The 22,467-nt window shown below is 65.2% G+C and carries 18 protein-coding genes; 5 read left to right on the forward strand and 13 right to left on the reverse strand.

Annotated elements, in window-relative coordinates; translation table 11 throughout:
- Positions 1 to 242: 242 nt before the first annotated feature.
- Positions 243 to 1,511, forward strand: coding sequence for a DEAD/DEAH box helicase (locus tag NH8B_RS11810; protein ID WP_173387080.1), 1,269 nt, complete (start codon positions 243 to 245; stop codon positions 1,509 to 1,511).
- A 106-nt stretch (positions 1,512 to 1,617) separates the two neighbouring features.
- Here NH8B_RS11810 and NH8B_RS11815 read toward each other — a convergent pair whose 3' ends face one another.
- On the reverse strand, positions 1,618 to 3,252 hold the full coding sequence (locus tag NH8B_RS11815; RefSeq protein ID WP_041703501.1) for an APC family permease: 1,635 nt from the start codon (positions 3,250 to 3,252) through the stop codon (positions 1,618 to 1,620).
- A gap of 346 nt (positions 3,253 to 3,598) precedes the next feature.
- Between NH8B_RS11815 and NH8B_RS11820 the strand changes: the two genes are divergently transcribed.
- A complete protein-coding gene (locus NH8B_RS11820) occupies positions 3,599 to 4,339 on the forward strand; it encodes a TMEM175 family protein (RefSeq protein WP_232503455.1) in 741 nt (246 codons plus the stop codon).
- 31 nt (positions 4,340 to 4,370) lie between these two features.
- Here NH8B_RS11820 and NH8B_RS11825 read toward each other — a convergent pair whose 3' ends face one another.
- Positions 4,371 to 5,273 (reverse strand): ribose-phosphate diphosphokinase, encoded by a 903-nt coding sequence (locus NH8B_RS11825; protein ID WP_014087512.1) that lies wholly within the window; start codon positions 5,271 to 5,273, stop codon positions 4,371 to 4,373.
- Entirely contained in the window at positions 5,270 to 6,820 is a 1,551-nt protein-coding gene (locus NH8B_RS11830) for a thymidine phosphorylase family protein (protein WP_014087513.1), read from the reverse strand. The genes NH8B_RS11825 and NH8B_RS11830 overlap by 4 nt, the downstream gene beginning before the upstream one ends.
- A 364-nt stretch (positions 6,821 to 7,184) precedes the next feature.
- Between NH8B_RS11830 and mgtA the strand changes: the two genes are divergently transcribed.
- Entirely contained in the window at positions 7,185 to 9,764 is a 2,580-nt protein-coding gene (mgtA, locus tag NH8B_RS11835) for a magnesium-translocating P-type ATPase (protein ID WP_014087514.1), read from the forward strand.
- A 211-nt stretch (positions 9,765 to 9,975) separates the two neighbouring features.
- Positions 9,976 to 11,469 carry an AMP nucleosidase gene (locus tag NH8B_RS11840; protein WP_014087515.1) on the forward strand — a complete coding sequence of 498 codons (1,494 nt, stop codon included), beginning with the start codon at positions 9,976 to 9,978 and terminating at the stop codon, positions 11,467 to 11,469.
- Positions 11,470 to 11,493: 24 nt separating this feature from the next.
- Here NH8B_RS11840 and NH8B_RS11845 read toward each other — a convergent pair whose 3' ends face one another.
- From NH8B_RS11845 to NH8B_RS11855, 3 genes are all read right to left on the reverse strand, one after another.
- A complete protein-coding gene (locus tag NH8B_RS11845) occupies positions 11,494 to 13,476 on the reverse strand; it encodes a sigma-54-dependent Fis family transcriptional regulator (protein ID WP_014087516.1) in 1,983 nt (660 codons plus the stop codon).
- 258 nt (positions 13,477 to 13,734) lie between these two features.
- Positions 13,735 to 15,309: a GMC family oxidoreductase gene (locus tag NH8B_RS11850; RefSeq protein ID WP_014087517.1), complete on the reverse strand. Its 1,575-nt coding sequence runs from the start codon at positions 15,307 to 15,309 to the stop codon at positions 13,735 to 13,737.
- 60 nt (positions 15,310 to 15,369) lie between these two features.
- Positions 15,370 to 15,915, reverse strand: coding sequence for a gluconate 2-dehydrogenase subunit 3 family protein (locus NH8B_RS11855; protein ID WP_014087518.1), 546 nt, complete (start codon positions 15,913 to 15,915; stop codon positions 15,370 to 15,372).
- A gap of 545 nt (positions 15,916 to 16,460) precedes the next feature.
- On the opposite strand from NH8B_RS11855, the gene NH8B_RS11860 reads away from it, so the two are divergent.
- Complete coding sequence (locus NH8B_RS11860; RefSeq protein WP_014087519.1) at positions 16,461 to 17,552, forward strand: 2,3-butanediol dehydrogenase; 1,092 nt, start codon at positions 16,461 to 16,463, stop codon at positions 17,550 to 17,552.
- Positions 17,553 to 17,638: 86 nt separating this feature from the next.
- Here NH8B_RS11860 and tatA read toward each other — a convergent pair whose 3' ends face one another.
- The 7 genes from tatA to NH8B_RS11895 all read right to left on the reverse strand — a co-directional run bounded on the left by tatA (position 17,639) and on the right by NH8B_RS11895 (position 22,339).
- On the reverse strand, positions 17,639 to 17,806 hold the full coding sequence (gene tatA / locus NH8B_RS11865) for a Sec-independent protein translocase subunit TatA (RefSeq protein ID WP_014087520.1): 168 nt from the start codon (positions 17,804 to 17,806) through the stop codon (positions 17,639 to 17,641).
- A gap of 88 nt (positions 17,807 to 17,894) precedes the next feature.
- Entirely contained in the window at positions 17,895 to 18,470 is a 576-nt protein-coding gene (locus NH8B_RS11870) for a VOC family protein (protein ID WP_014087521.1), read from the reverse strand.
- A gap of 95 nt (positions 18,471 to 18,565) precedes the next feature.
- Complete coding sequence (locus tag NH8B_RS11875) at positions 18,566 to 19,300, reverse strand: lipoate--protein ligase family protein (protein ID WP_014087522.1); 735 nt, start codon at positions 19,298 to 19,300, stop codon at positions 18,566 to 18,568.
- Positions 19,301 to 19,302: 2 nt separating this feature from the next.
- On the reverse strand, positions 19,303 to 20,004 hold the full coding sequence (locus tag NH8B_RS11880) for a dihydrolipoamide acetyltransferase family protein (protein WP_014087523.1): 702 nt from the start codon (positions 20,002 to 20,004) through the stop codon (positions 19,303 to 19,305).
- Positions 20,005 to 20,007: 3 nt separating this feature from the next.
- On the reverse strand, positions 20,008 to 20,253 hold the full coding sequence (locus NH8B_RS11885; protein ID WP_014087524.1) for a lipoyl domain-containing protein: 246 nt from the start codon (positions 20,251 to 20,253) through the stop codon (positions 20,008 to 20,010).
- Positions 20,254 to 20,264: 11 nt separating this feature from the next.
- Positions 20,265 to 21,302, reverse strand: coding sequence for an alpha-ketoacid dehydrogenase subunit beta (locus tag NH8B_RS11890; RefSeq protein ID WP_014087525.1), 1,038 nt, complete (start codon positions 21,300 to 21,302; stop codon positions 20,265 to 20,267).
- A gap of 26 nt (positions 21,303 to 21,328) precedes the next feature.
- Complete coding sequence (locus tag NH8B_RS11895; RefSeq protein WP_014087526.1) at positions 21,329 to 22,339, reverse strand: thiamine pyrophosphate-dependent dehydrogenase E1 component subunit alpha; 1,011 nt, start codon at positions 22,337 to 22,339, stop codon at positions 21,329 to 21,331.
- Positions 22,340 to 22,467: the final 128 nt, after the last annotated feature.

Below are 22,467 nucleotides of genomic sequence, written 5' to 3' on the forward strand. Positions count from 1 at the left end.
GTGCAGATTGCTTTACTTGGTGACGAGCCCAGATAGTACTCACAAATGGCACTTTCCGCTGGCAGGATGAGTGACTGGCCATCGATCCGCGGCCACCCGCAGCCCCCTGGCAAGCAAGAGCCGCCATCTGGACGCACACCGGCTGCAGCCACGCAACGCCTTCCTTGACCGCGCGGCTGGCGCAGCCGATACTCCTGCGGCCCCAGGCCGCAAGGCCCTCACACTCATACCCGTCGCCATTCATGCCATTCTCTTCCATGGGCCTGCAACCCTCTCTGGCCCAGGCCGCCCTCAGTCAGGGCTACCTTGCCCCCTCTGCCATCCAGACCTCCGCCATTCCTGCCATTTTGCAGGGCCGTGATGTACTGGCCACCGCACAGACCGGCTCCGGCAAGACAGCGGCCTTCTGTCTGCCGCTGCTGCAGCAATGGCTGACAAGTCGCCAGGGTTCGCCACGTCAGGTTCAGGCGTTGATCCTGCTACCCACTCGCGAACTGGCAGTTCAGGTCGGCAATACCCTGCGTGAACTGGCCCTGTCCCTGCCACGGCGCGTGAAGGTGGCCGTGGTCTATGGCGGTGTCTCCATCAACCCGCAAATGATGGCCTTGCGCGGCGGTGCCGACATCGTGGTGGCGACCCCCGGACGCCTGCTGGACTTGATCGCGCATAATGCACTGAGTATTTCCACCGTCGGCACCCTGGTACTGGACGAGGCCGACCGTCTGCTCGACCTCGGTTTTGCCGACGAACTTGACCGCCTGCTGGCCTTGCTGCCCCCCTACCGGCAGAACCTGCTGTTCTCCGCCACGTTTCCGCCCGCTGTTCACACACTAGCGGAACAACTACTGAGCCAGCCACTGCGCATCGACATTGCGCAGACCGCCGCCACGGCACCGGATATCCACCAGCGCGCCATCGAAGTGGACGCCAGCCAGCGCACGATGCTGCTGCGCCACCTGTTGCAGACGCATGGATGGGACCGGGTACTGGTGTTCGTGGCTAGCCGGCAGGCTGCCGACCGTGTGACCGGCAAGCTGCAACGTGCCGGTATCCGTGCCGCGGCCCTGCATGGCGATTGCAGCCAGGGACAGCGCGGCCAAGTGCTGGCCGATCTCAAGTCGGGACAGTTGCAGGTACTGGTGGCCACCGACGTGGCGGCTCGCGGCATCGACATCCCCCTCCTGCCGGTGGTGGTCAACTACGATCTGCCACGCTCGCCGGTGGACTACACCCACCGTATCGGCCGTACCGGCCGGGCCGGTGCTAGCGGCGAAGCCATCAGTTTCATCAGCGCCGACTGCGCCGCCCATTTCCAGCTGATCGAGAAGCGCCAGCAGCGACGGCTGCAGCGCGAACAGATTGCCGGTTTCGAGCCGATCGTCACCTCGAATGTCGCGAGCTTAGGCCACACTGCCGAACACGTCGGCAACGGCGGCATCAAGGGCAAACGCAAAAGCAAGAAAGACAAGCTGCGCGAAGCCGCCGCTCAACAACAGGCGGACAACAGCTAGGACGAATCATGGCGGCAGAACTCCGCCATCACCACCCGATGAGTAACAGCGGCGCAGGCGGCAGAGGAAGGAAGACGCTGCCCCCACCCTCTACCGCCACCCCCGGCTAGCCGATGACCGTCAGCTTGGCCGAAATCCAGATCACGGCAACCGCCAGCAGAAGCGCAAGGTACGGCAGGACGCCGGCGCGGGCATGCGGCAACTCCATGTCCTTGCGCATGGATGCCGGAAACTGCCCCTTGTCTTGCCAGTAATGGCGGTAGATGAACACCGGCACGATCAGGAAAGTGGCGATCAGCCCGTTGCGCAGCGTGTTTTCACCCTGGAAGTTGGCACCGGCGCCGACGAACACCAGGTCGAGATAACCGCACAGCACGCCAAGCGCCAGCAGCCAGTTGGCGCACTTGTACGGACGCGGCCAGTCGGCACGGTCGAGGCGGTGAATCCATCCGGACTGCAGGTTGAGGAAGACGAAGATCATGTAGCAGACGTTGGAGATCGACAGCACGGCCATGTAGTTCGACATCAACAGCAGGAACAGGTTGAACACCAGGTCGGTCCACATCGCGCGGGTCGGGGCACCGTGCTCGTTGACGTGCGACAGGTATTTCGGCAGCCAGCCGTCGACCGAGGCCTGGTACAGCGTGCGCGACGATCCCATCATCGACGTCATCACGATCAGCAGGATCGACAACACCAGCATCACCACGATGGCGTTGAACACCACCACCCCGCCACCGACAAACCTGGCCATCGCGGCGCCGACGCCAGAGCCGTCGACGATGGCCGGGGCGAGCATGCCGGAGAGGCCCAGTTCACCCTGGAAGGCGATCGGCACCGCGATGAACATGAACAGGCACAAGAGCCCCGACGAGACGATCGCCTTGAAGGTGTCCTGCTGCGGGTTCTTGAACTCCCGGGTGTAGCACACGGCGGTCTCGAAGCCGAAGGTCGACCAGCAGGCCAGGAACATGGCGCCCATCGCGGTACTGATGCCGGCGGCGTTCCAGCTTCCCATCACCGAGGCGCCAGTGGCGTCATGCATCAGCGGCAGCAGCGGCAGGAAATTCGTCGATGGCATGTCGCCGGTGAACAGGGGAACCAGCGCAATCACCACCAGCGGCGTCAGCGAAGCGATGCCGAGAATGCGCTGGGTTCGGGCGGCGGCGGAGGCGCCGCTGTGCTGCAGTTTGAACGTGATCAGCAGGAAGATCACCGCCAGAACGAAGGTGGAATTGATCCGCAGCGTCAGATCCTTGCTGATGAAGCCCAGATCCAGCAGCGTGACCTGCCAGGTGTTGATGGCGGCATCGGCCGGGAACAGGTTGCTCAGCATGTAGCCGGCAGCCAGACTGGTGCCAAGCGCCAGCATCGGCGACCAGGCGATCCAGTTGCACCACACCGATACCGGGGCCACGAACTTGCTGTAGCGGACCCAGCCGAGTGCGCCGTACACCGACGCCCCGCCCGACTTGTGCGGGTAGAGCCCCGAAATCTCGGCATAGGTAAAGCACTGGGCGAACCCGACCAGGATGGCCAGAATCCAGATGATCCATGCCGGCTGGCCAATGGTGGCAGACACGCCACCGATGGTGAACAGCACACCGGCGGGCACGCCGCTGGTCACCCAGAACGCATCCTTCCAGGTGAGGTTACGATGCAGGTCCTGGGGTTGCCCGGCAACGTGCGTCCGGGCACCGCCTGCTGTGGGAAAAGGCAGTACTTCTTCTTGCAAACTCACACTTTCTCCTTTGGTGCTGCATTTCATGGTTTGGCCCGCGATACGCAGGCGCAAACCTTTGCTGCCTGTATTGGCAGTCATTTTTATATGCAGGGAAATGTAGCCGGCTTTTCTCATTCCTTGTAGCCAGCCAACGGAAAGGCAAACCACGCGACTGTCAGGACAAACGCTGTTTGTCCGGACAGTGCATCCCACCCCGTGGGGGCAGGGCAATGTTGCACGGTTACCGTTGTAAGGCATGCGGGGCTCGCTCTCTTGTCCTTACCGGTACTGCACTGGCCAAATTGCGTCATCGAGAGAGCTGACGCCACGAGAGCCGTCAATCGGGTCAGGCAAGAGAAAGGGCATGGAGAGGCGCGCCCTCAGGTCCGATACGCATGCCAACACAAAGCAACTGGAGAAGCCAGCGCGGCTCGGGGTATGCTCAAGCACGGAACCGCGCCATAGTGACGGGCTCCGTCCCTCGTCCTTCTTCCTGTTAGCGGGTGCCATGGAAAAAAATCGGCTTGAAGCGTTCAGCGACGGCGTGCTGGCGATCATCATCACCATCATGGTGCTGGAACTCAAAGTGCCGCATGGCGAATCGCTCTCCGCCCTGCTGCCCTTGTGGCCGGTCGCCATCAGCTACGTGCTGAGCTTCATCTACGTCGGCATCTACTGGAACAACCACCATCACATGATGCACGCCAGTAAAAGCGTCAACGGCACCATCTTGTGGTCGAACCTCCACCTGCTGTTCTGGCTGTCCTTGCTGCCTTTTACCACGGGCTGGATGGGCGAGAATCATTTTGCCCGCTGGCCGACCATGCTCTACGGCCTGAATCTGCTGCTGTGCGCGGTGGCCTATAACCTGTTGCAGACGTCCCTGATCCGCCATCACGGGCCGGACAGCCTGCTCGCACGAGCGATCGGACGGGACCTGAAGGGCAAGGCGTCGCCCGTGCTATACCTGCTAGGCATCGTGACCGCCGGGCTGGATTACCCCTGTGGCGGGATGATTTTTTTCGTCGGCGTCGCCTTGCTGTGGCTGGTGCCTGATCGACGGATGGAAAGGGCCATGGCGGGGCATCAACGCAGTACGCCATAGCCCTCAAGATTAAGAGGGCTAACCAGTCGCCTCACCGCGTGCCCATGTTCTGGATCGCTTCGGCCAACCAACGCTCGAGCGCGATGGCGTTGCTGGGATGGACCACCGTATTGCAACTGACCACCTGTGCGGCCCCGGCACGGTTCAGCAGGTCGACGGCTCCCTCGGTGAAGATGGCATGCACGGCGACGCACACCGCCGGGTTGGCGCCGAGTTGCCGCAGCTGCTGCAAGGTTTCAGCCATGGTGTGGGCGGTGGACACGATGTCGTCGACCAGAACCGGCGTGCGGCCGGGCAAGCGGGTCATGTCGGGGCGGGAAACCTCCACCTGCCGGTCGCCATGCCGGGTCTTGCTCAGGACCAGATAAGGCGCCTGGGCCAAGGCCGCGACCTCGGCAACCCATTGCTGGCTTTCCTCGTCCGGACCGATCAGGAGCGGCTTGGGCACGTTGGCAGCGATCCACTCGGCCATGGCCGGCGCGGCATGGACCACGCACGTGGCGCAGCGGTAGACCTGCTCCAGGCGGGCAATGCGGTGCAGGTGCGGGTCGACCGTGACCAGCCAGTCAAGACGTGGCGACAAGGTCTCGGCGAAATAGCGCGCCGTCACACCCTCTCCGGGATGGAAGCGGGTGTCCTGCCGCATATAGGCGAGGTAAGGCACCAGCAGACCAACCTCCGCCGCGCCGTAGTCGCGCACCAGCGCCGCGGCGAACAACAGGGGCAGCAGCTTACCGTCGGGGCGGTCCAGCGTGGCGACCAGGACGACCCGGGCACCATCCACCTCGCTCAACAGCTGCAGGTGGGTTTCGCCATCGGGAAAGGAGCGCACCATGAGCTCCCCGCGTTCAGCCTGGCCGGCGAGCGCCGGCTGCGCCAGCAAGGCGGCGGCCATCGCCTCGTTGCCGGGCAAAGGCAGCAGCACGGTCTTCATCGCTCCTCCACCACCACGATCTGAGGGTGCATGTCCAGATAGCTGAGGGCATACTCGAGCTCGCCCGGTGTCTCGGCGTGCACCGTGAACAGCGGCATGCCGATGTCGACGTGGCTGTCGACCATCACGTGCAGGTCGATACCGGCTGACGCCGCGCGTGGGGCACCGGCCAATTTGGCGGCCCGGCTGACCAGGCGATTGTCGATGGCGGTGACGCGGCCGGCCTTCACGGCGCAGACAGGGTGAGTGTGGGGAGCCACGGGCGGCGTGCGCAAGCCGCCCTGGGCATTGGCAATGGCGACGAATTTCGCCCACGCCTGACCCGAATCGAGCAGGCGCCGGGCATGGGCCACACCGGTGCCGATCGCGGCGGTGCCGCAAAACTCGAGCAGGGTGCCCGCCAGCGTCAGCGAGCGCTCGCGCAGATCGGCCGGCGCATCCGCTTCATTGCGCAATACCGCCAGAATGTCGCGGGCCTCCAAAGCGGGCCCCACACCCCGCCCGACCGGCTGGCTGCCGTCGGTGAACACCACCTGAATGGCCAATCCGAGGTTCCCCGCCACGTATTCGAGAAGGGTTTTCAGCACGGTCGCCGCGTGCTGCGAGCGTATCTTGGCGGTGTAGCCGACGGGAATGTCGATCAGCGCATGGCTGGAACCGGCGGCCACTTTCTTGGACAGTACGGAGGCAACCAACTGGCCTTCGCTGTCGAGGTCCATCGGGCGTTCGACACGGATCAGGATATCGTCGGCCGGGCTCAGGTTGACGGCGCCGCCCCAGACGATGCACCCGCCCTCTTTCCCGACGACACGGCGGATGGCTGGCAGATCGAGGGCGACGGGTGCCAGGGTTTCCATGGTATCGGCCGTGCCCGCCGGCGACGTGATGGCACGGGAAGAGGTCTTGGGCATGATCAGCCCGGCCGCGGTCACGATCGCCACCACGATGGGGGTGGTGCGATTGCCCGGCAAGCCGCCGACGCAGTGTTTGTCGACGACCGGGGCGCTGCCCCAATCCAGGCGTTGCCCCACATTCACCATGGCGCGCGTCAAGGATACGGTCTCGTCGGCATCCAGGCGGCCGCCGGCGCAGGCCGCGACAAATGCGGCCAGATAGATGTTGGGGTAGCGCCCTCGCGCCACGTCCTCGATGATGCAATACATCTGCTCATCGTTCAGACGATGGCCGTAGATCTTGCTGCGCAAGGCAATCAGCGATTCCAGCGGCGGCAGAGGCCGGACCCGGATGCTATCCCCTTCACGGCCGTCCAGCTGACGCCAAGCCGCCGAGGACAGACTGGCCTGGTGCGGAGCGAGCAGGTCGGAATCGATGACATTCAGCGTGGCGACGATCTCCACGCCGTTGCGCGCCACGCGCACGCGCGACTGCGCCTCGAACCCCTCCGAGCGGCATACCTCGCAGTCGCGCCGCATATAGATCACGGCTTCCTGGTAGGTGTCGATACCAAGCCACTTCAAGCGCAATTTATGACCGGCATTCACCGTTAGCTCCCCCTTTGATTCTTCTTTTTGCCGTTGATCGATCATGCCGAGCTGCTGAAGCGAAACGCGCTGTGTTTATTTTGAAAATTAGACGAATTCGAATCGGACTGGCAACGGCAATTCCCCTGCCAGTGAAGGGGGTGGGCAGGCGCAGGCGCCTGATTAGCTGGCGATCATCAGGGAACGCGCCATGCGGCATGGCGACCCCGGCCTACGCAAGGGTTTGACAGGGGACGAAGCATTGCGTGCGCTAGTATCAAGGAAGGGGCCACCCTGCCCGCTCCGAACACCTGATCGACGTCCACCGCCGTCGCAGCGAAGCGGCCCACTCTTGGGCGTGTCATCCGCGGTTTCTCCGGCGCTGGAGCAATGGATGCCCTGCCCCAAACTCACTGACCGAGGACTCGCCTTGCACGAACCGCTCGACGCGCAGCCGGTCCCGTTCTGGACCCGACCGCTGACCGCACTCAAGACCGAACTCGGCGCGGACGAGCGCGGCCTGTCGGAGGAAGCCGCCTTGGCGCTGCGAGCGCGATACGGCGACAACGTGCTGAGCGCCCGGCGCCGGCGCCACCCGGTACTGGAGTACCTGGCCCACTTCCGCAACCCCCTGGTGCTGCTGTTGTTGAGCGCCAGCGCGGTATCGGTCCAGTTGGGCGACGTCACCAGCTTTGTCGTCATCAGCCTGATCGTGATCGGCAGCGTGACCCTGGACTTCGTGCAGGAGCACCGCGCCGGCAACGCGGCCGAGCGCTTGCGCGAATCGGTGGCCTTGCGCGCCAGCGTGCTGCGCGACGGCCACGTCGTGACGCGGCCGGCAGCCCAGCTCGTCCCCGGTGACCTGGTGCAACTGGCCGCGGGCGACCTGGTCCCGGCCGACGGGCGCATCGTCGAGGCGCGCGACTTCTTCGTGCGCCAGTCGATGCTCACCGGCGAGTCGTACCCGGTCGAAAAACATGCCGTGGAGCTGACGGCGGAGGCGCGCGAGATCGCCGATGCCGTCAACGCGGCGTTCATGGGGTCGTCGGTGCTGAGCGGCAGCGCCACGCTGCTGATCTGCCATACCGGGCCGGCCACCTTTCTGGGCGGGATTGCCGACACCTTGCGCGCACCGGCCGAACCGACCTCGTTCGAGCTCGGCACCCGCCGCTTCGGCCAACTCATCATCAAGATGACCTTCGCCCTGGTGCTGTTCATCGTCTTCGTGCACACGCTGGTGCACCGCCCGGTGCATCAGACCTTCATGTTCGCGGTCGCCCTGGCGGTGGGGCTGACCCCCGAACTCTTGCCGATGATCGTGTCGGTGACTTTGTCGCGCGGGGCCCTGCGCATGGCGGCCAAGAAGGTGGTGGTGAAGCGGCTGGCGGCGATTCAGGACATGGGCAGCATGGACGTGCTGTGCACCGACAAGACAGGCACCCTCACCGAGGCAACGATCCGCCTCGAACAGCATGTCGACCTCCTGGGACACGACAGCGCGCGCGTGCTGCAGCTGGCGTACCTCAACAGCTTTTTCGAGTCAGGGCTGCGCAGCCCGCTCGACGACGCCATCCTGCAGCACGAGGAAATCGACGTCGGCGGCTGGAGCAAGATCGACGAGGTGCCGTTCGGTTTCGAACGCCGGCGCGTCTCGGTGCTGGTGGAGCGCGCCGGGGAACGGCTGCTGATCGTCAAGGGCGCGCCGGAGGACATGCTGCGCCTGTGTGCCGAGGTCGAAACCGGCTCACCGGATGCGCCGCCCGTGCTGCAGGCGATGGACGAGGCCACGCGCGAACGCGCCCTGGCGCAATTCGAGGCGCTGAGCCGCGACGGCTTCCGCGTGCTGGCGATCGCCTGGCGCGCCGTGCCGCCGGACCATGGGCACGCCGTGGTCGACGACGAGACCCGGCTGGTGCTGTGCGGCTTTGCCGCCTTCCTCGACCCGGCCAAGGCCAGCGCGGCGACCGCGCTGGAGGAGCTGCGACGCAGCCACGTCCACGTCAAGGTGCTGACCGGCGACAACGAGTGGGTGACGCGTCACGTCTGCGCCCAGGTCGGCCTGCCGGTGAAGACATTGCTGACCGGCGCGCAGATCGACCAGCTCGACGACCCCGCGCTGGCGGCGCAAGCCCAACACACCGACGTGTTCTGCCGCGTCTCGCCGCCGCAGAAGAGCCGTATCCTGCGCGCGCTGCGCCGCCGCGGGCACGTGGTCGGCTTTCTTGGCGACGGCGTCAACGACGCGCCGTCGCTGCACGACGCCGACGTCGGCATCTCGGTGGACTCGGGGGTCGACGTGGCCAAGGACGCCGCCGACATGATCCTGCTCGAGCACGATCTCGGCGTGCTGCACGACGGCGTGATCGAGGGACGCCGCACCTTCGCCAACGTGATGAAGTACATCATGATGGGAACCAGCTCGAACTTCGGCAACATGTTCAGCATGGCCGGCGCGTCGCTGGCCCTGCCCTTCCTGCCGATGCTGCCGGTGCAGATCCTGCTCAACAACCTGCTCTACGACACGTCGGAAATCCCGATCCCGCTCGACGACGTCGACGCCGCCTACCTGCGCTACCCGCACGACTGGGATGCCGGCTTCATCCTGCGTTTCATGCTGACGCTGGGGCCGGTGAGCTCGTTGTTCGACTTTCTCACCTTCTACCTGCTGCTCAGCGTCTTCCATGCCCAGGAGGCGCTGTTTCACACCGGCTGGTTCATCGAGTCGATCGCCACGCAGGTGCTGGTGATCTTCATCATCCGCACCCGTGCCGCCCCCTGGCTCAGCCGGCCCAACCCGTGGCTGGCCGGCACGGCGCTCGCGGTGGTGGGGGCCGCCGTGCTGCTGCCGTTCACCTCGCTGGCCGATCTGCTGGGCTTCGTCGCGCCGCCGGCGGAGCTGTTGCTGCTGATCGCGGCGCTGACCCTGGTCTACCTGTGCGGCGCGGAGGCGGCCAAACGCTGGTTCTACCACGCCGGGCGACGGCACCGGGCGCATGCCCGGCACGGCTGAAGACAAGGCGCACTCGACTCGCTGGCTTCATCGCGCCGCCGTCGGCAGTTGTCGCAGGAAGGGCTTTGCCCAATAATCGCCAGCGAAAACGTCGCTCTGCTTGGGGACTGACAGGCCTCATGACGGCAACACGTTGGCTCCCGTCCCCGCTCCGCCAGACGCCCTGGACGGAGCAGCACTGCACCGAACACGTCTCCAGGAGACTGGCGTCATGCCTTATTTACCTACGTTCATCCCGCCCAGCCGTTTCGATGACCCCGCCGCCGCGTTGGCCCAGGTGCGCCACATTTACCAGAACAGCCTCGCCCACTTGCGCGAGACGATGCAGCGCTTTGTCGATGGTGAAGACTTGCCCGGCCATGTACGGGCCTGCTACCCCTTCGTCCGTATCCAGACCGGCACCGTGTCGCGGCTGAAACCGCTGGAGAGCAAACGCCGCAGTTACGGCTTCGTGGCCGGACCGGGCCGCTTCGAGACCACGCTGACGCGACCGGACCTGTTCGAGGACTATTACCTCGAGCAGTTCACCTTGCTGCTGCAAAACCATGGCGTGGCGCTGGAAGTCGGCAGCAGCTCGCAGCCGATCCCCATCCATTTCTCGTTTGCGGAGAGCGATCACCTCGAGGGCAGCCTGAGCGCGGAGCGCCGCGAACGGATGCGCGACGTGTTCGATCTGCCCGACCTCACGGCGATGGACGACGGCATCGCCAACGGCACCTACGAACCGCGTGGCGGCGAGCCGCGGCCGCTGGCGCTGTTCACCGCGCCGCGCGTCGACTATTCGCTGCATCGCCTGCGGCATTACACCGGCACCCAGCCCGAGCACTTCCAGAACTTCGTGCTGTTCACCAACTACCAGTTCTACATCGACGAATTCATCCGCCTCGGCCACGAATGCATGGCCGACCCCGACAGCGACTACACCGCCTTCGTCGAGCCCGGCAACGTGGTCACGCGCCGCGTGGGGACGGCGGCCGAAGCCGGCGATGCCTTGGGAAAAGCACCGGCGCGCCTGCCGCAGATGCCGGCCTATCACCTGATGCGTGGCGACCGCAGCGGCATCACCATGGTGAATATCGGCGTCGGCCCGGCCAACGCCAAAACCATCACCGACCACATTGCCGTGCTGCGCCCGCACGCCTGGATCATGCTGGGCCACTGCGCCGGCCTGCGCCAGACGCAGCAGCTCGGCGACTACGTACTGGCGCACGGTTACGTGCGGGACGATCACGTGCTCGACCAGGACCTGCCGCTCTGGGTTCCGATTCCCGCCCTGGCGGAAATCCAGCTGGCGCTGGCCGCCGCCGTGTCCGACATCACGCAGATCCAGGGGTCCGAACTCAAGCGCATCATGCGCACCGGCACGGTGGCCAGTACCGACAACCGCAACTGGGAGCTGCTGCCGGAGAATGCGCCGCAACGCCGCTTCAGCCAGAGTCGCGCGGTAGCGCTGGACATGGAAAGCGCCACCATCGCCGGCAACGGCTTCCGCTTCCGGGTGCCCTACGGCACCTTGCTGTGCGTGAGCGACAAGCCCTTGCACGGCGAGATCAAACTGCCGGGAATGGCCGATCAGTTCTACCGGGAACGCGTCGATCAGCACCTGCGCATCGGCATTCGGGCGATGGAGTTGCTGCGCGAACAGGGCGTCGATCAGTTGCACAGCCGCAAGCTGCGCAGCTTTGCGGAAGTGGCATTCCAGTAGGGCCCAGCTCGCATTGAACGCCGGTTACAGGTCGAGCGGCGAGACGATGCTGAACTTCTTCATGTGGCGGTACACCGTGGCGCGACAGATACCCAGTTCGGCCGCAGCCGCGGTGACGTTCCACTTGTTGCGCCTGAGCGCCGCCAGCAGCAGCCCGGCTTCGTCCAGCCCCGCCGGGAGACTCTCTTCCCTTTCCGCCTTCGGCGGGGTCAAGGCCTCCTCCAGCGGCGGCCGCCCCTCCATCAGTTCGTGCGGCAGGTCGCCGAGTTCGACGCTGACGCCGTCCGACAGCGCCAGCGCAAAGCGCAGCACATTGCGCAGCTGCCGCACGTTGCCCGGCCACGGGTAGTCCATCAGGCAGGCCAGCGCCGCTTCGGCGAGGACGGGAGATTGGCCGCTCTGGGCCGCTTCCTCGGCGAAGAGGCGTTCGATCAGGTAGCGCTTGTCCTGGCGCTCGCGCAGCGGCGGCAGGAACAGCGTGGCGCCGCACAGCCGGTAATAGAGATCCTCGCGGAATTGCCCGCCGGCGATCAGCTTGCGCAGGTCGCGGTGTGAGGCGGCGATCACGGTCAGTTCCACCCGCACCGGCTTGTCGGCCCCCAGCGGCAGCACTTCGCGCTCGGACAGCACGCGCAACAGCCGGGTCTGCAGGTGCAGCGGCATGTCGCCGATTTCGTCGAGGAACAGCGTGCCGCGGTCGGACTGCTGGATCAGGCCCTTCATGCCCTTGCTGCGCGCCCCGGTAAAGGTGCCGGGGGCGTAGCCGAACAGCTCGCTTTCGATCAGCGAATCGGGAATGGCGGCACAGTTGACGGCGATGAACGGGCGCGCGGCGCGCTCGCTCGATTCGTGCAGGGCCTTGGCGAACACTTCCTTGCCGGTGCCGGTCTCGCCGTGGATCAGGATATTGACGCCCTTGTTCACCAGACGCTTGGACTGATCCAGGATGCGCTGCATCTGGCGATCGTCGCCGGCCAGCCGGTCGAGCGCGGGACAGGCGGGCAACGGCACGCTCTCGCGCAACGTGGCAGAGACGGCCGGCCGCGGGGCAATGCGCGGCGGGATGACCGAGGCGTGGAAGAGGTCGTGGTCGAACGTGGCCAGCAGCGCGGCGTCGCCCATGGCCGGCGTGCGGGCGAGTTGGATGATGTCGTCCATGCTGCAACGGAAGATATCGGTCAGGAGATGGCCGATCAGACCGCCGCCGGCATCGTCCAGCCGCGTCCGGCCCAGCCGCTGGCGGGCACCGGAGTTGGCCCCCACCACGACGCCGTCGGCGTCGAAGGCCAGCATCAGTTCGCCGCACACGTCGACCAGCGCCGCCGCCGTGCCCAGGCGCAGGATCCAGCGATTGGCGAAGTGGCGCAGGAAGTTGGCGTCCTCGATCAGTTGCGCATAGAGCAGGGTCAGGTGCAAGGCGAGGTGCTGGCTTTCGCGCGCCTGCGGCGAGGCGAGCATGGAGACGTCGAGCACGCCCATGAATTCGCCGTCGGGCTGGAACAGCGGCGCGGAGTTGCAGCTCAGGGTGATGTGGGTGGCGTCGAAGTGATCCTCGCGGTGGCAGGTCAGCGGCGCCTGCTCGACGATGCAGGTGCCGACGGCACAGGTGCCGGCGTGTTCTTCGTTCCAGTCCGCACCGAGGTAGAGCCCGGCTTTTTTCAGGTCCGTTTCCAGCGCGTCGTTGCCGATGTAGTCGATGGTGACGCCCTGGGCATCGGTCAGCAGCAGCACGTAGCCCAGCGACGAGACGCGCTTGTAGAGCTGCTCCATACCGGCGCGGGCGACGTGCAGGAAGTCCTCGGCCTGCTCGCGATGGTCGCGCAGTTCATGCGCGGTCAGGATGCGCGCATGGCGGCGGGCAGCCGGGTCGAGGCCGTAGTCGTGCACGCAGCGCGACCAGGAGCGCTTGATCAGGTCGTACGCCGACGAATCCTGGCTCAGTCCGCTGTCGTGCGTGGCGACCGCCAGCACGCGCTCGATGTGCTGGCGCTCGGAAAGGTTCGCCATCTGTTCTCCTCCATGGATACCCCATCATCGTGTGCGCTACGCACCTGGGCTGTGCCGCCCCGGGGTTCTTTAATTTTTGCTGCAACCGCTCGCATCGTGCGCCGGCCACGCATTGCAGTATAGCCACCCTCGCCCCTCCCCGAGCAGCCCCTCGGAATGTCGCCCCGGGTCAGTATCGTGACACCAGAAAAAAAGGGCGCCCCAGCAGGCGCCCGAACACCACGACAAAGGGGAGGATGTCCTACGTGGTGGGAGTGATCAGAGCTCCTTTCTCTGCATCGCGCCCGCGATGTACTCGGCCTGGCGGATCGCCAGCGCGACGATGGTGAGCGTCGGGTTGGCCGCCGAGCTGGAGGTGAACTGGCTACCATCGGAGATGAACAGGTTCTTGATGTCGTGCGACTGCCCCCACTTATTGACCACGCCGTCGCGCGCCTTGGCGCTCATGCGGTTGGTGCCCATGTTGTGGCTGGCCGGGTACGGCGGCATGTCGATGACGCGGGTGGCGCCGACCGCCTCGGACACCTTGCGGAACTGCGCCAGGCCGTGCCGACGGATGGCTGCGTCGTTGGCGTGGTCGGTCTTGCTGACGATGGGCACCGGCAGGCCGTACTGGTCCTTCTCGGTGGGGTGCAGGGTGACGCCGTTCTGCTCCTGCGCGAAGTCCTCGCCACACACCCAGACGCAGCTCATGTGGTCGTACATCTCCAGCGCCGAGGTGACGTCGCGCCCCCAGCCGCCGGGCTTCATGAAGGCGGCGGTGTACGGCAGGCCGAGCGACAGTCCTTCGAGGTGATAGCCGCCGAAGAAGCCGCGCTCCGGGTTGGGGTCGGCCTCGTCCGAGATCACCGCCGCCAGCGCGGTGCCGCGGTACATGTGCACCGGTTTCTGGTGGATGGCCACGGCGGCGGCGGTGGTGTGGGTGAGGTAGTTTCGGCCAACCTGGCCCGAGGAATTGGCGAGCCCGTCCGGGAACAGCGACGAGGCCGAGTTGAGCAAGAGGCGCGGCGATTCGATCGAGTTGCCGGCCACGCACACCACGCGCGCCGCCTGGCGCTGCGTGTGGCCGTGCTGGTCGACGTAGACCACACCCGTGACCTTGCCGCTCTTGTCGTGCTCGATCTTCAGCACCATGCTCTGCGGGCGCAGTTCGACCCGGCCGGTGTCGAGCGCCTTGGGGATTTCGGTGTAGAGCGTCGACCACTTGGCGGTCATTTTGCAGCCCTGCATGCAGAAGCCGAGCTGCTGGCAGCCGGGGCGGCCGTCGTACGCCTGCGAGTTGATCGCCATCGGCCGCACGATCTGCTTGTAGCCGACCTTGCGCGCGCCGGCAGCGATCACCTTGTAGTGGTTGTTCTCGGGCAACAGCGGCAGGCCGCTGGCTGCCGTGCCGGCCACGCCCATCTTCTTCTCGGCGCGGAAGTAGTAGGGTTCGAGGTCGTCGTAGCCGATCGGCCAGTCGAGCAGGTTGGCGCCGTCGACGTGGCCGTAGGTCGACTTGTTGCGAAAGTCGTGCGGCAAAAAGCGCAGCGCCAGGCCGGCCCAGTGGATGGTGGAGCCGCCCACGCCCTTGACGATCCAGGCGGGCAGATTGGGGTAGGTCTTGGTGTGATGCCAGCCGCCCGCCGAGATGCGCTTGTCGAGCCAGGAAATCTTGTTGAACATCGCCCACTCGTCGTTCTCGAATTCGTCGGGCTGGTAGTGCTTGCCTGCCTCCAGTACCACACACTTGACGCCCTTTTGCGCCAGTTCGTTGGCCAGGGTGCCGCCGCCGGCCCCGGAGCCGACAATCACCACCACTTCGTCATCATCCAAACGGAATTGCGTTGCCATTGCTTCTGTCTCCTCAGCGTGCCGGTCGCCCGTGAACGCCGGCTTGTGCTCGTTGGCCGCTTACAGCCAGTCGATGTCGTCGAAACCGCGATGCAGGTAGCCGCCCTTCTCCCAGGACGAGCCTTCGTAGCCGAACTGCGGCCACAGCGCCTTGTTGTTGTAGAGCCCGGTCACCAGGTTGCCGCGCACCTTCTGGAAGAAGGGGCCGGATTCGATGGCCTTGAGCAGCGCCACGCGATCTTCTTCCTTGGCGACCGCGGTGTAGGGGCGCCCATAACGCTGGCGTGCGGAGGCATCCAGCGCGCTCACGCCGTCGGCCAGCAAGCTGGCGGTCGCCGCATTTTTGCCGGCCTCGGCATCCAGCGGCGCGATGGCTTGGCGGTAGTACGGGTCGGCCAGTTTGTCGTGGGGGAAGATATCCCGCGCCATTTTTTCCAGGGTTTTGGCCGTGGCCGGGCTGAGCGTCTTGAACGGCTTGGCCGCCATGGCATTCGGGCTGACCAGCAGCGCCGACAGCGGCACCAGGGTGACGCCGAGCGCGGCCAGCCCGCTGCCCTTGAGGAAGCTGCGCCGGCTCAAGCCGGTTTCGTCAATCGATGTTGTCATCTTTGTCTCTCCCAATCTCCAAATCAGGCTGAATCAGCCTGTCGTGACGGCACCATCCGTTTTAGGGGTGCCCTCCTCACTTCAAGCGCGCTTGGTGGGCGCCGGGCAATAGGGACGGGGAATAACCTCGTCTTATCGCAATTAACCTGAAGCCCAGTTCAATCAGCAAAATCGGTGCCAGTTTTTACGTTCACCTTAGCGACGCCGAAAACGGGATGAATTTCAATTGATTACACGGCGAAACCCCATCAATCGGGCGCACGGGAAGTTTGAGACGAGGTCGACATGGCAAAGCACGCCGAATAGGGAGCGACACCTGTTGCTTATTCAGTAGCTCGATGCGACAGGTGTAACAGGTGAAATGGCTCAGGAGACCAGATGAATCACTAGACCGACCCGCGCTCTATGCCGGTTTTGAATGGATTAACCGGCTCGAGTGAGTGCTAATTTATGTCTGCTCGATTCTGGCATATGGATTGCATAAAGCCTCTTCGGCCAACCTGCCTTAATGCAGTGGCCGTTCAAACCAAATCGAGGAGACAACCATGAATCATCCTGAATCGATGCCTACCATGCGTGCGGCGGTGTGGCACGGTAAAAACGATATTCGCGTCAGCGATGTTCCCCTTCCGCTGTCCCCGGGCCCAGGCCACGTCCAGATCCGGGTCGAATGGTGCGGCATATGTGGTTCGGATCTGCACGAATATCTGGCTGGACCGATTTTCATCCCGGTCGACACGCCGCATCCGCTGACCGGACATAAGGGCCAGTGCATTCTTGGTCATGAATTTTGTGGCGAGATTACCGAAATCGGCAGCGGTGTCAGCGGTTTCAGGACAGGGCAACGGGTGGCGGCCGACGCCTGCCAGCATTGCGGCCAATGTCATTATTGCCAGCACGGCCAGTACAATTTATGCGAAAGCCTGGCGTTTACGGGACTGATGACCAATGGCGCCTTCGCCCAATACGTGAACGTGCCGGCCAACCTGTTGTATCCCTTGCCAGAGCACTTCCCGCCCGAGGCCGGCGCGTTGATCGAACCCTTGGCCGTGGGGGTGCACGCCGTCAAGCAGGCCGGCTCGCTGGTCGGCAAGACGGTAGTGGTGATCGGCGCCGGCACCATCGGCTTGTGTACCATCATGGCGGCCCGGGCGGCGGGCGCCAGCAAGATCATTACCCTGGAAATGGCCGATGCCCGCAAACGCAAGGCGCTGGAAGTGGGCGCCACGCAGGTGCTCGATACCTCGCAATGCGACGCCGTGGCCGTCATCAAGGAAATGACGGGCGGCTACGGCGCCGATATTTCTTTCGAATGCATCGGACACAAGGCCACCGGGCCGCTTGCGGTCGAGGTGATCCGCAAGGGCGGCAAAGCGATACTGGTCGGCATTTTCGAAGAGCCGAGCCAGTTCAATTTCTTCGATCTGGTCGCCACCGAGAAACAGCTGATTGGCTCCCTCGCCTACGCCGGCGAATTCGCCCATGTCATCGACCTGATCAGCGATGGCCGCTTCGATGTCACCCCGCTGATTACCGGCAGGATTCATCTCGAGGAGATTGTCGAAAAGGGCTTCAAGGAACTGGTCGCCAATAAGGACAGGAACGTGAAGATAATCGTCAGCCCGCAACCGAAGTAGGCCTGTTCGTCAGGATGATGCTCGTCCACGGCCACCTCGGTGCGTGGACGAGCCCATCGCCCTCATCTTCCGGAGCAACCCGCGGTTTATTTTCCGCCTTTTTCACCCTGTTTGTTTTCTTCCGCCATGCCCTTCTTAAACCCCCGTACGGCCCCACCCAAATCCTCACCGACATGGCGCAATTTTTTGGTTCCGAATAGCAACACGATGACCAGCAAGGCAACGACCCAATGCATGATGCTGAACGACCCCATGGCCTGCTCCTTTTTCCGCCTGCAGTAAAAAAAAGGCGCCCCGACGAGCGCCCAATACTCCACCATCACCCAATGCCTGGACGAGCGGTCATCTTTCCGGGAACCGGGGGTCCCACAGCAGGCGCGACTGGTCCCGCTCGTACCCCATACCGGCCGGAAAACTCACCAACTCCAGCTGCAACCCCCAAGGGGCGAGAAAATAGACCCAGGTCAGTCCGGCGGCGGGACCGTCGGTAAACGTGCTGGGCGTATCCAGTACCGTGACATGGCGTGACTTGAGATAGGCCACGGCCTGGTCCATATCATCGACATAAAAAGCCAGATGATGCCCACCGACATCGCTGTTGCGGGGCAGCCTGGTGTTTTGGTCCGGCGCGGCGTATTCGAAGATTTCCAGATTGGTGCCGTTGCCGCAGCGAACCATCTGGAAATCCCGGATTTCGGCACGGGGATGAACATTGAGGTGCCGCGTCATCCAGTCGTCGTCGAATTTGAACGGGCCAAACGTGAAGTACGGCTCGCACCCGAGCACCTCGACGAAGAAATCCACCGCCTCTTGCAGGTTCGGCACCGTGATGCCGATATGCTGCAATCCGCGCAGGCCGGGAAGGCCGGCTGTGGACGGTCTGGACTGTTTCAACTCCGGATCTTTCAACAAAGACATGCTGTCCCTCCTTATGATTTGGCAGGCGTCGGCGACGCCCGCTGTTGCTCGCACTACCCTTGCACTCACCTTTCAGGCCAGGCCGGGCAAGCCGGTCACCATGGCTCATCCGGACCGGACGGAGCCCCCAGGCTCGCCCACAGCCTCTGCTGCAAAGAGCACAGCAAAGCCAGCGGCGACAACGTCTCTCCGGCCTCGTCCACGCAGCAGGTGTTGCCGTCGGCCAGCCGCTGCGCCTCGCCTGGCGGGCGCCCGAAGGCGCGGCACAGCAGGGTCCAGTCGGTCCGGCCAAACAGCAGGCCGGCCACGAACAACACCCCCTTGGCACGACGCACCTGGGCGAGCCCCACCAGCTTGCGCCGCCCCACCACCACCTCGCCGGGCGAGAAGCCGCCGTAGCAGGCCCAGCTGATATCCGGGTCGGCCTCGCGCTGCAAGTGGCGCGCCGTCTCGGGGGTCAGCACCTCGCTGGCAATGCCGACTTCTGCCAGCACCGCGCGGTAGGCCTCGCCCAGCCAGTGGTAGCTCAGCGCCGGTGGCTGCTGCGCGTAGCGGTGGCCGAGCGGCAGCAGGATCGAGGCGCTCAGCATCCACGGCCCGACCAGCACCGCACCGCCGCCGGCATCGCGCGCGGCGAGATCGAGCCCGGCACGCTCACGCACCGTCTCGGCCGAGATGGCGCGGCGCTGCGAGCAGCCCAGCACCAGCGCCGGCTCGCGATAGCCCCAGAAGCGGATGGCCGGGGCCGTCACCGGCTCCGCCAGGTGGCGCCGGTTCCAGGCCTGCTCCTCCTCGGCCGAGACGATGTCCAGCGTGAGCGGCGCGTCCATGGCTAGAGCTCCTCAGCGCTTTCCAGGCGGCGCTTGAGATCGCCCAGGAACAGCGCCGCCGGGTAGCCGTCCACGGCGCGGTGGTCGAACACCAGGCTCAGCCCCATCAGCGGCGCCGCGACGATGCCGCCGTGGCGCACCACCGGCTTGTCGATCACCCGGCTGACGCCGAGGATGGCGACCTGCGGCGGGTTGATCACCGGCGAGAAGCCGTCGATGTCGGTCATGCCGAGGTTGGTGACGGTGAAGGTGCCGCGCTGGAACACGCCGGCGCCGAGGCTGCCGTTGCGCGCGCCCTCGGCCAGCCAGCGTGACTCGGCGGCCAGCTCCAGCACCGACAGGTTGTCGGCCTGGCGGATCACCGGGGCCATCAGTCCGCCCGGCACGCTCACCGCCAGCGCGAGGTTGATGTCGTCGGCCAGTTCCACCTCCTTGTCGCGCATCAGCGCGTTGAGGTGCGGGTGCTCGCGCAGGGTCAGCGCCAGGGCGCGCAGCACGAAGGCGGTGAGCGTCACCTTGAAGCCGGGATGCTCGGTCATCAGCCGGGCACGCTTGAGCTGACACGCGGTGACGTCGACCTCGGCCCACATCGCCACACGCGGGGCCTGCCAACCCTGGCTCATGTTGCGGGCGATGGCGCCGCGCAGGCCGGTGAGCGGGATGCGCTTCACTGCCGGTGGTGCCGTTTCTACAGCGGTGGACATGGCCTAGTCCTCCAGCACGATCAGCACCGCGCCGCGCGGAAAGGTCTCCTGCGCCGCCACCTTGATCGCCGCCACGGTGGCGTCCACCGGTGCCATCAGCTCGTGGCTGGTCTTGACCAGTTCGACGGTGCCCAGCACCTGGCCGGCGGCGACGCGGTCGCCCACCGCCACCGTCCACTCGTCCACCAGCGCCTCGGTGCCGTCTTCCACGTCGGCCCAGGCCGCGTCGTCCAGAATGATGTCGATCATGTTTGTTCCTTTCACAGTCCGATGGAGGTTGCCAGTTGTGCCTTGACCGCGGCGACGATGCCGTCGACCTGCGGGATGACGTGCTGTTCGAGCGGGCGGCTGAACGGGATCGGCACGGCGTCGACCGCGAGGCGGCGCACCGGGGCCTTCAGGCGAATGGTGTCGAGATGCTCGGCCACCAGCGCGGCGATCTCGCCGGAGAGGCCGAAGTGCAGGTAATCCTCGTCCGCCACCAGGAGGCGCCCGGTCTTGGCGACCGAGGCGAGCACGGTCTCGGTGTCGAGCGGGACGATGGTGCGCAAGTCGATGATCTCGGCGCTGATGCCTTCTTCGGCCAACGTGTCGGCCGCCAGCACCGCCTTCTGCACCATCTGGCTCAGCGTGACGATGGTGACGTCCGAGCCCTCGCGCACCACGCGCGCCTGGCCGAAGGGGATGGCGTAGGCTTCCTCGGGGACTTCGTTGGTGCTGCCCTCGAAGTAGGACATCCACGACAGGCCCATGATGCCCTTGTGGTAGCAGAACACCACCGGGTTGTCGTCGCGGATCGCCTGGATCATCAGGCCCTTGGCGTCGTAGGCGTTGGACGGCACCACCACCTTCATCCCCGGCATGTGGGCGAAGCTGGCGTAGAGGCACTGCGAGTGCTGCGCGGCGTCGTTGTAGCCGCCGCCGATGCCGGTCATCACCACCGCCGGCAGCTTGAGGTTGCCGCCCGCCATGTAGGTGTTCTTGGCGAGATGGTTGTAGATCTGGTCGAAACAGACGCCGAAGAAGTCGACGAACATCAGCTCGGCGATCGGGCGCAGGCCCTCGGCGGCGGCGCCGATCGCCGCGCCCATGAAGGCGGTCTCGGAAATCGGCGTGTCCATGATGCGTTCCTTGCCGAAACGCTCGTAAAGGCCGGTGGTGGCGCTGAAAATGCCGCCGTACTTGCCGACATCCTCGCCCATCACGAACACGCGCTCGTCGCGCTCCATCTCCTGGCCGATGGCTTCGGAAATGGCCTGCGCCATGGTCAGCGTGCGGGTTTTCTGTTGCGTAGTCATGCTCTCTCTCCTCGCTATGCGCTGACTTAATCGACGAACACGTGCCGGTGGGCTTCCGCCACGTCCGGGTAGGGGCTGTGGCGGGCGAAGTCGAACGCCGCCTGCACCTTGGACCTGATTGCCTCGCGCAGCTCGGCGTCGCGCGCGTCGTCGAGCAAGCCCTGCTCGCGCAGCACGGCACCCAGCGTCGGGATCGGGTCGTGTTCGCGCAGCGCCTTCACCTCGCCCTTGGGACGGTAGGTTTCCGGGTCGCCCTGGAAGTGGCCGTAGTAGCGGTCGGTCTTGACCTCGATCAGCGTCGGCCCCTCGCCGCGGCGGGCGCGGTCGATGGCGACGCCGGCCGCCTCGAATACCGCCAGCGCGTCGTTCTTGTCCACCAGCACGCCCGGCATGCCGTAGCCGGCGGCGCGGTCGGCGTTGCTGGCGATGGCGGTGGAATCGCCCTTCTCCACCGAGATGCCGTACTTGTTGTCCTCGCACACGAACACCACCGGCAGCTTCCACAGCGCCGCCAGGTTCAAGGCCTCGTGGAAGGCGCCCTGGTTGGCCGCGCCCTCGCCGAAGAAGGCGATCGCCACCCAGTCCTTGCCAAGCTTCTTCGCCGCCAGCGCCGCGCCGCAGGCTTGCGGCGCACCGGCACCGACGATGCCGCTGCAGCTGAACTTGTGCGCCGGGTCGAACAGGTGCATGTGCCCGCCCTTGCCGCGCCCAAGCCCGGTGACCTTGCCGAACATCTCGGCGGTCATCTCGTTCAGCGGCACGCCCTTGGCGATGGCGAAGTGGTGCGGACGGTGCGCACCGACCACGCTGTCCTCGTCGCGCAAGTGAGCGCAGACCCCCACCGCCACCGGCTCCTGCCCGGCTGCCAGGTGCATCTCGCCCGGCACCGGCCCGGCGCCGATATCGAAGGCCAATCCTTTCTGAATCTTGGGCGGCAGCTTGCCCTCCAGATAGACCTTGGCCATGGTCTCTTCGTATTCGCGAATCTCCACCATCGTCCGGTACATCCAGAGCAGGCGGTCTGATGTCGTTTCCATGTCTCGTCCTCCTTTGCGAACGTGTTGCCGGAGCCTCTCGTCGACGCACTGCGCGACTGTCACGGACACCGAGCTCCTGATCCCTTAATGGCAAGAACGGTGCCAGCTCCAGCGCGACGGCGAGCCAG

The sequence above is a fragment of the Pseudogulbenkiania sp. NH8B genome (assembly GCF_000283535.1).
Taxonomy (GTDB): Bacteria; Pseudomonadota; Gammaproteobacteria; order Burkholderiales; family Chromobacteriaceae; genus Pseudogulbenkiania; species Pseudogulbenkiania ferrooxidans.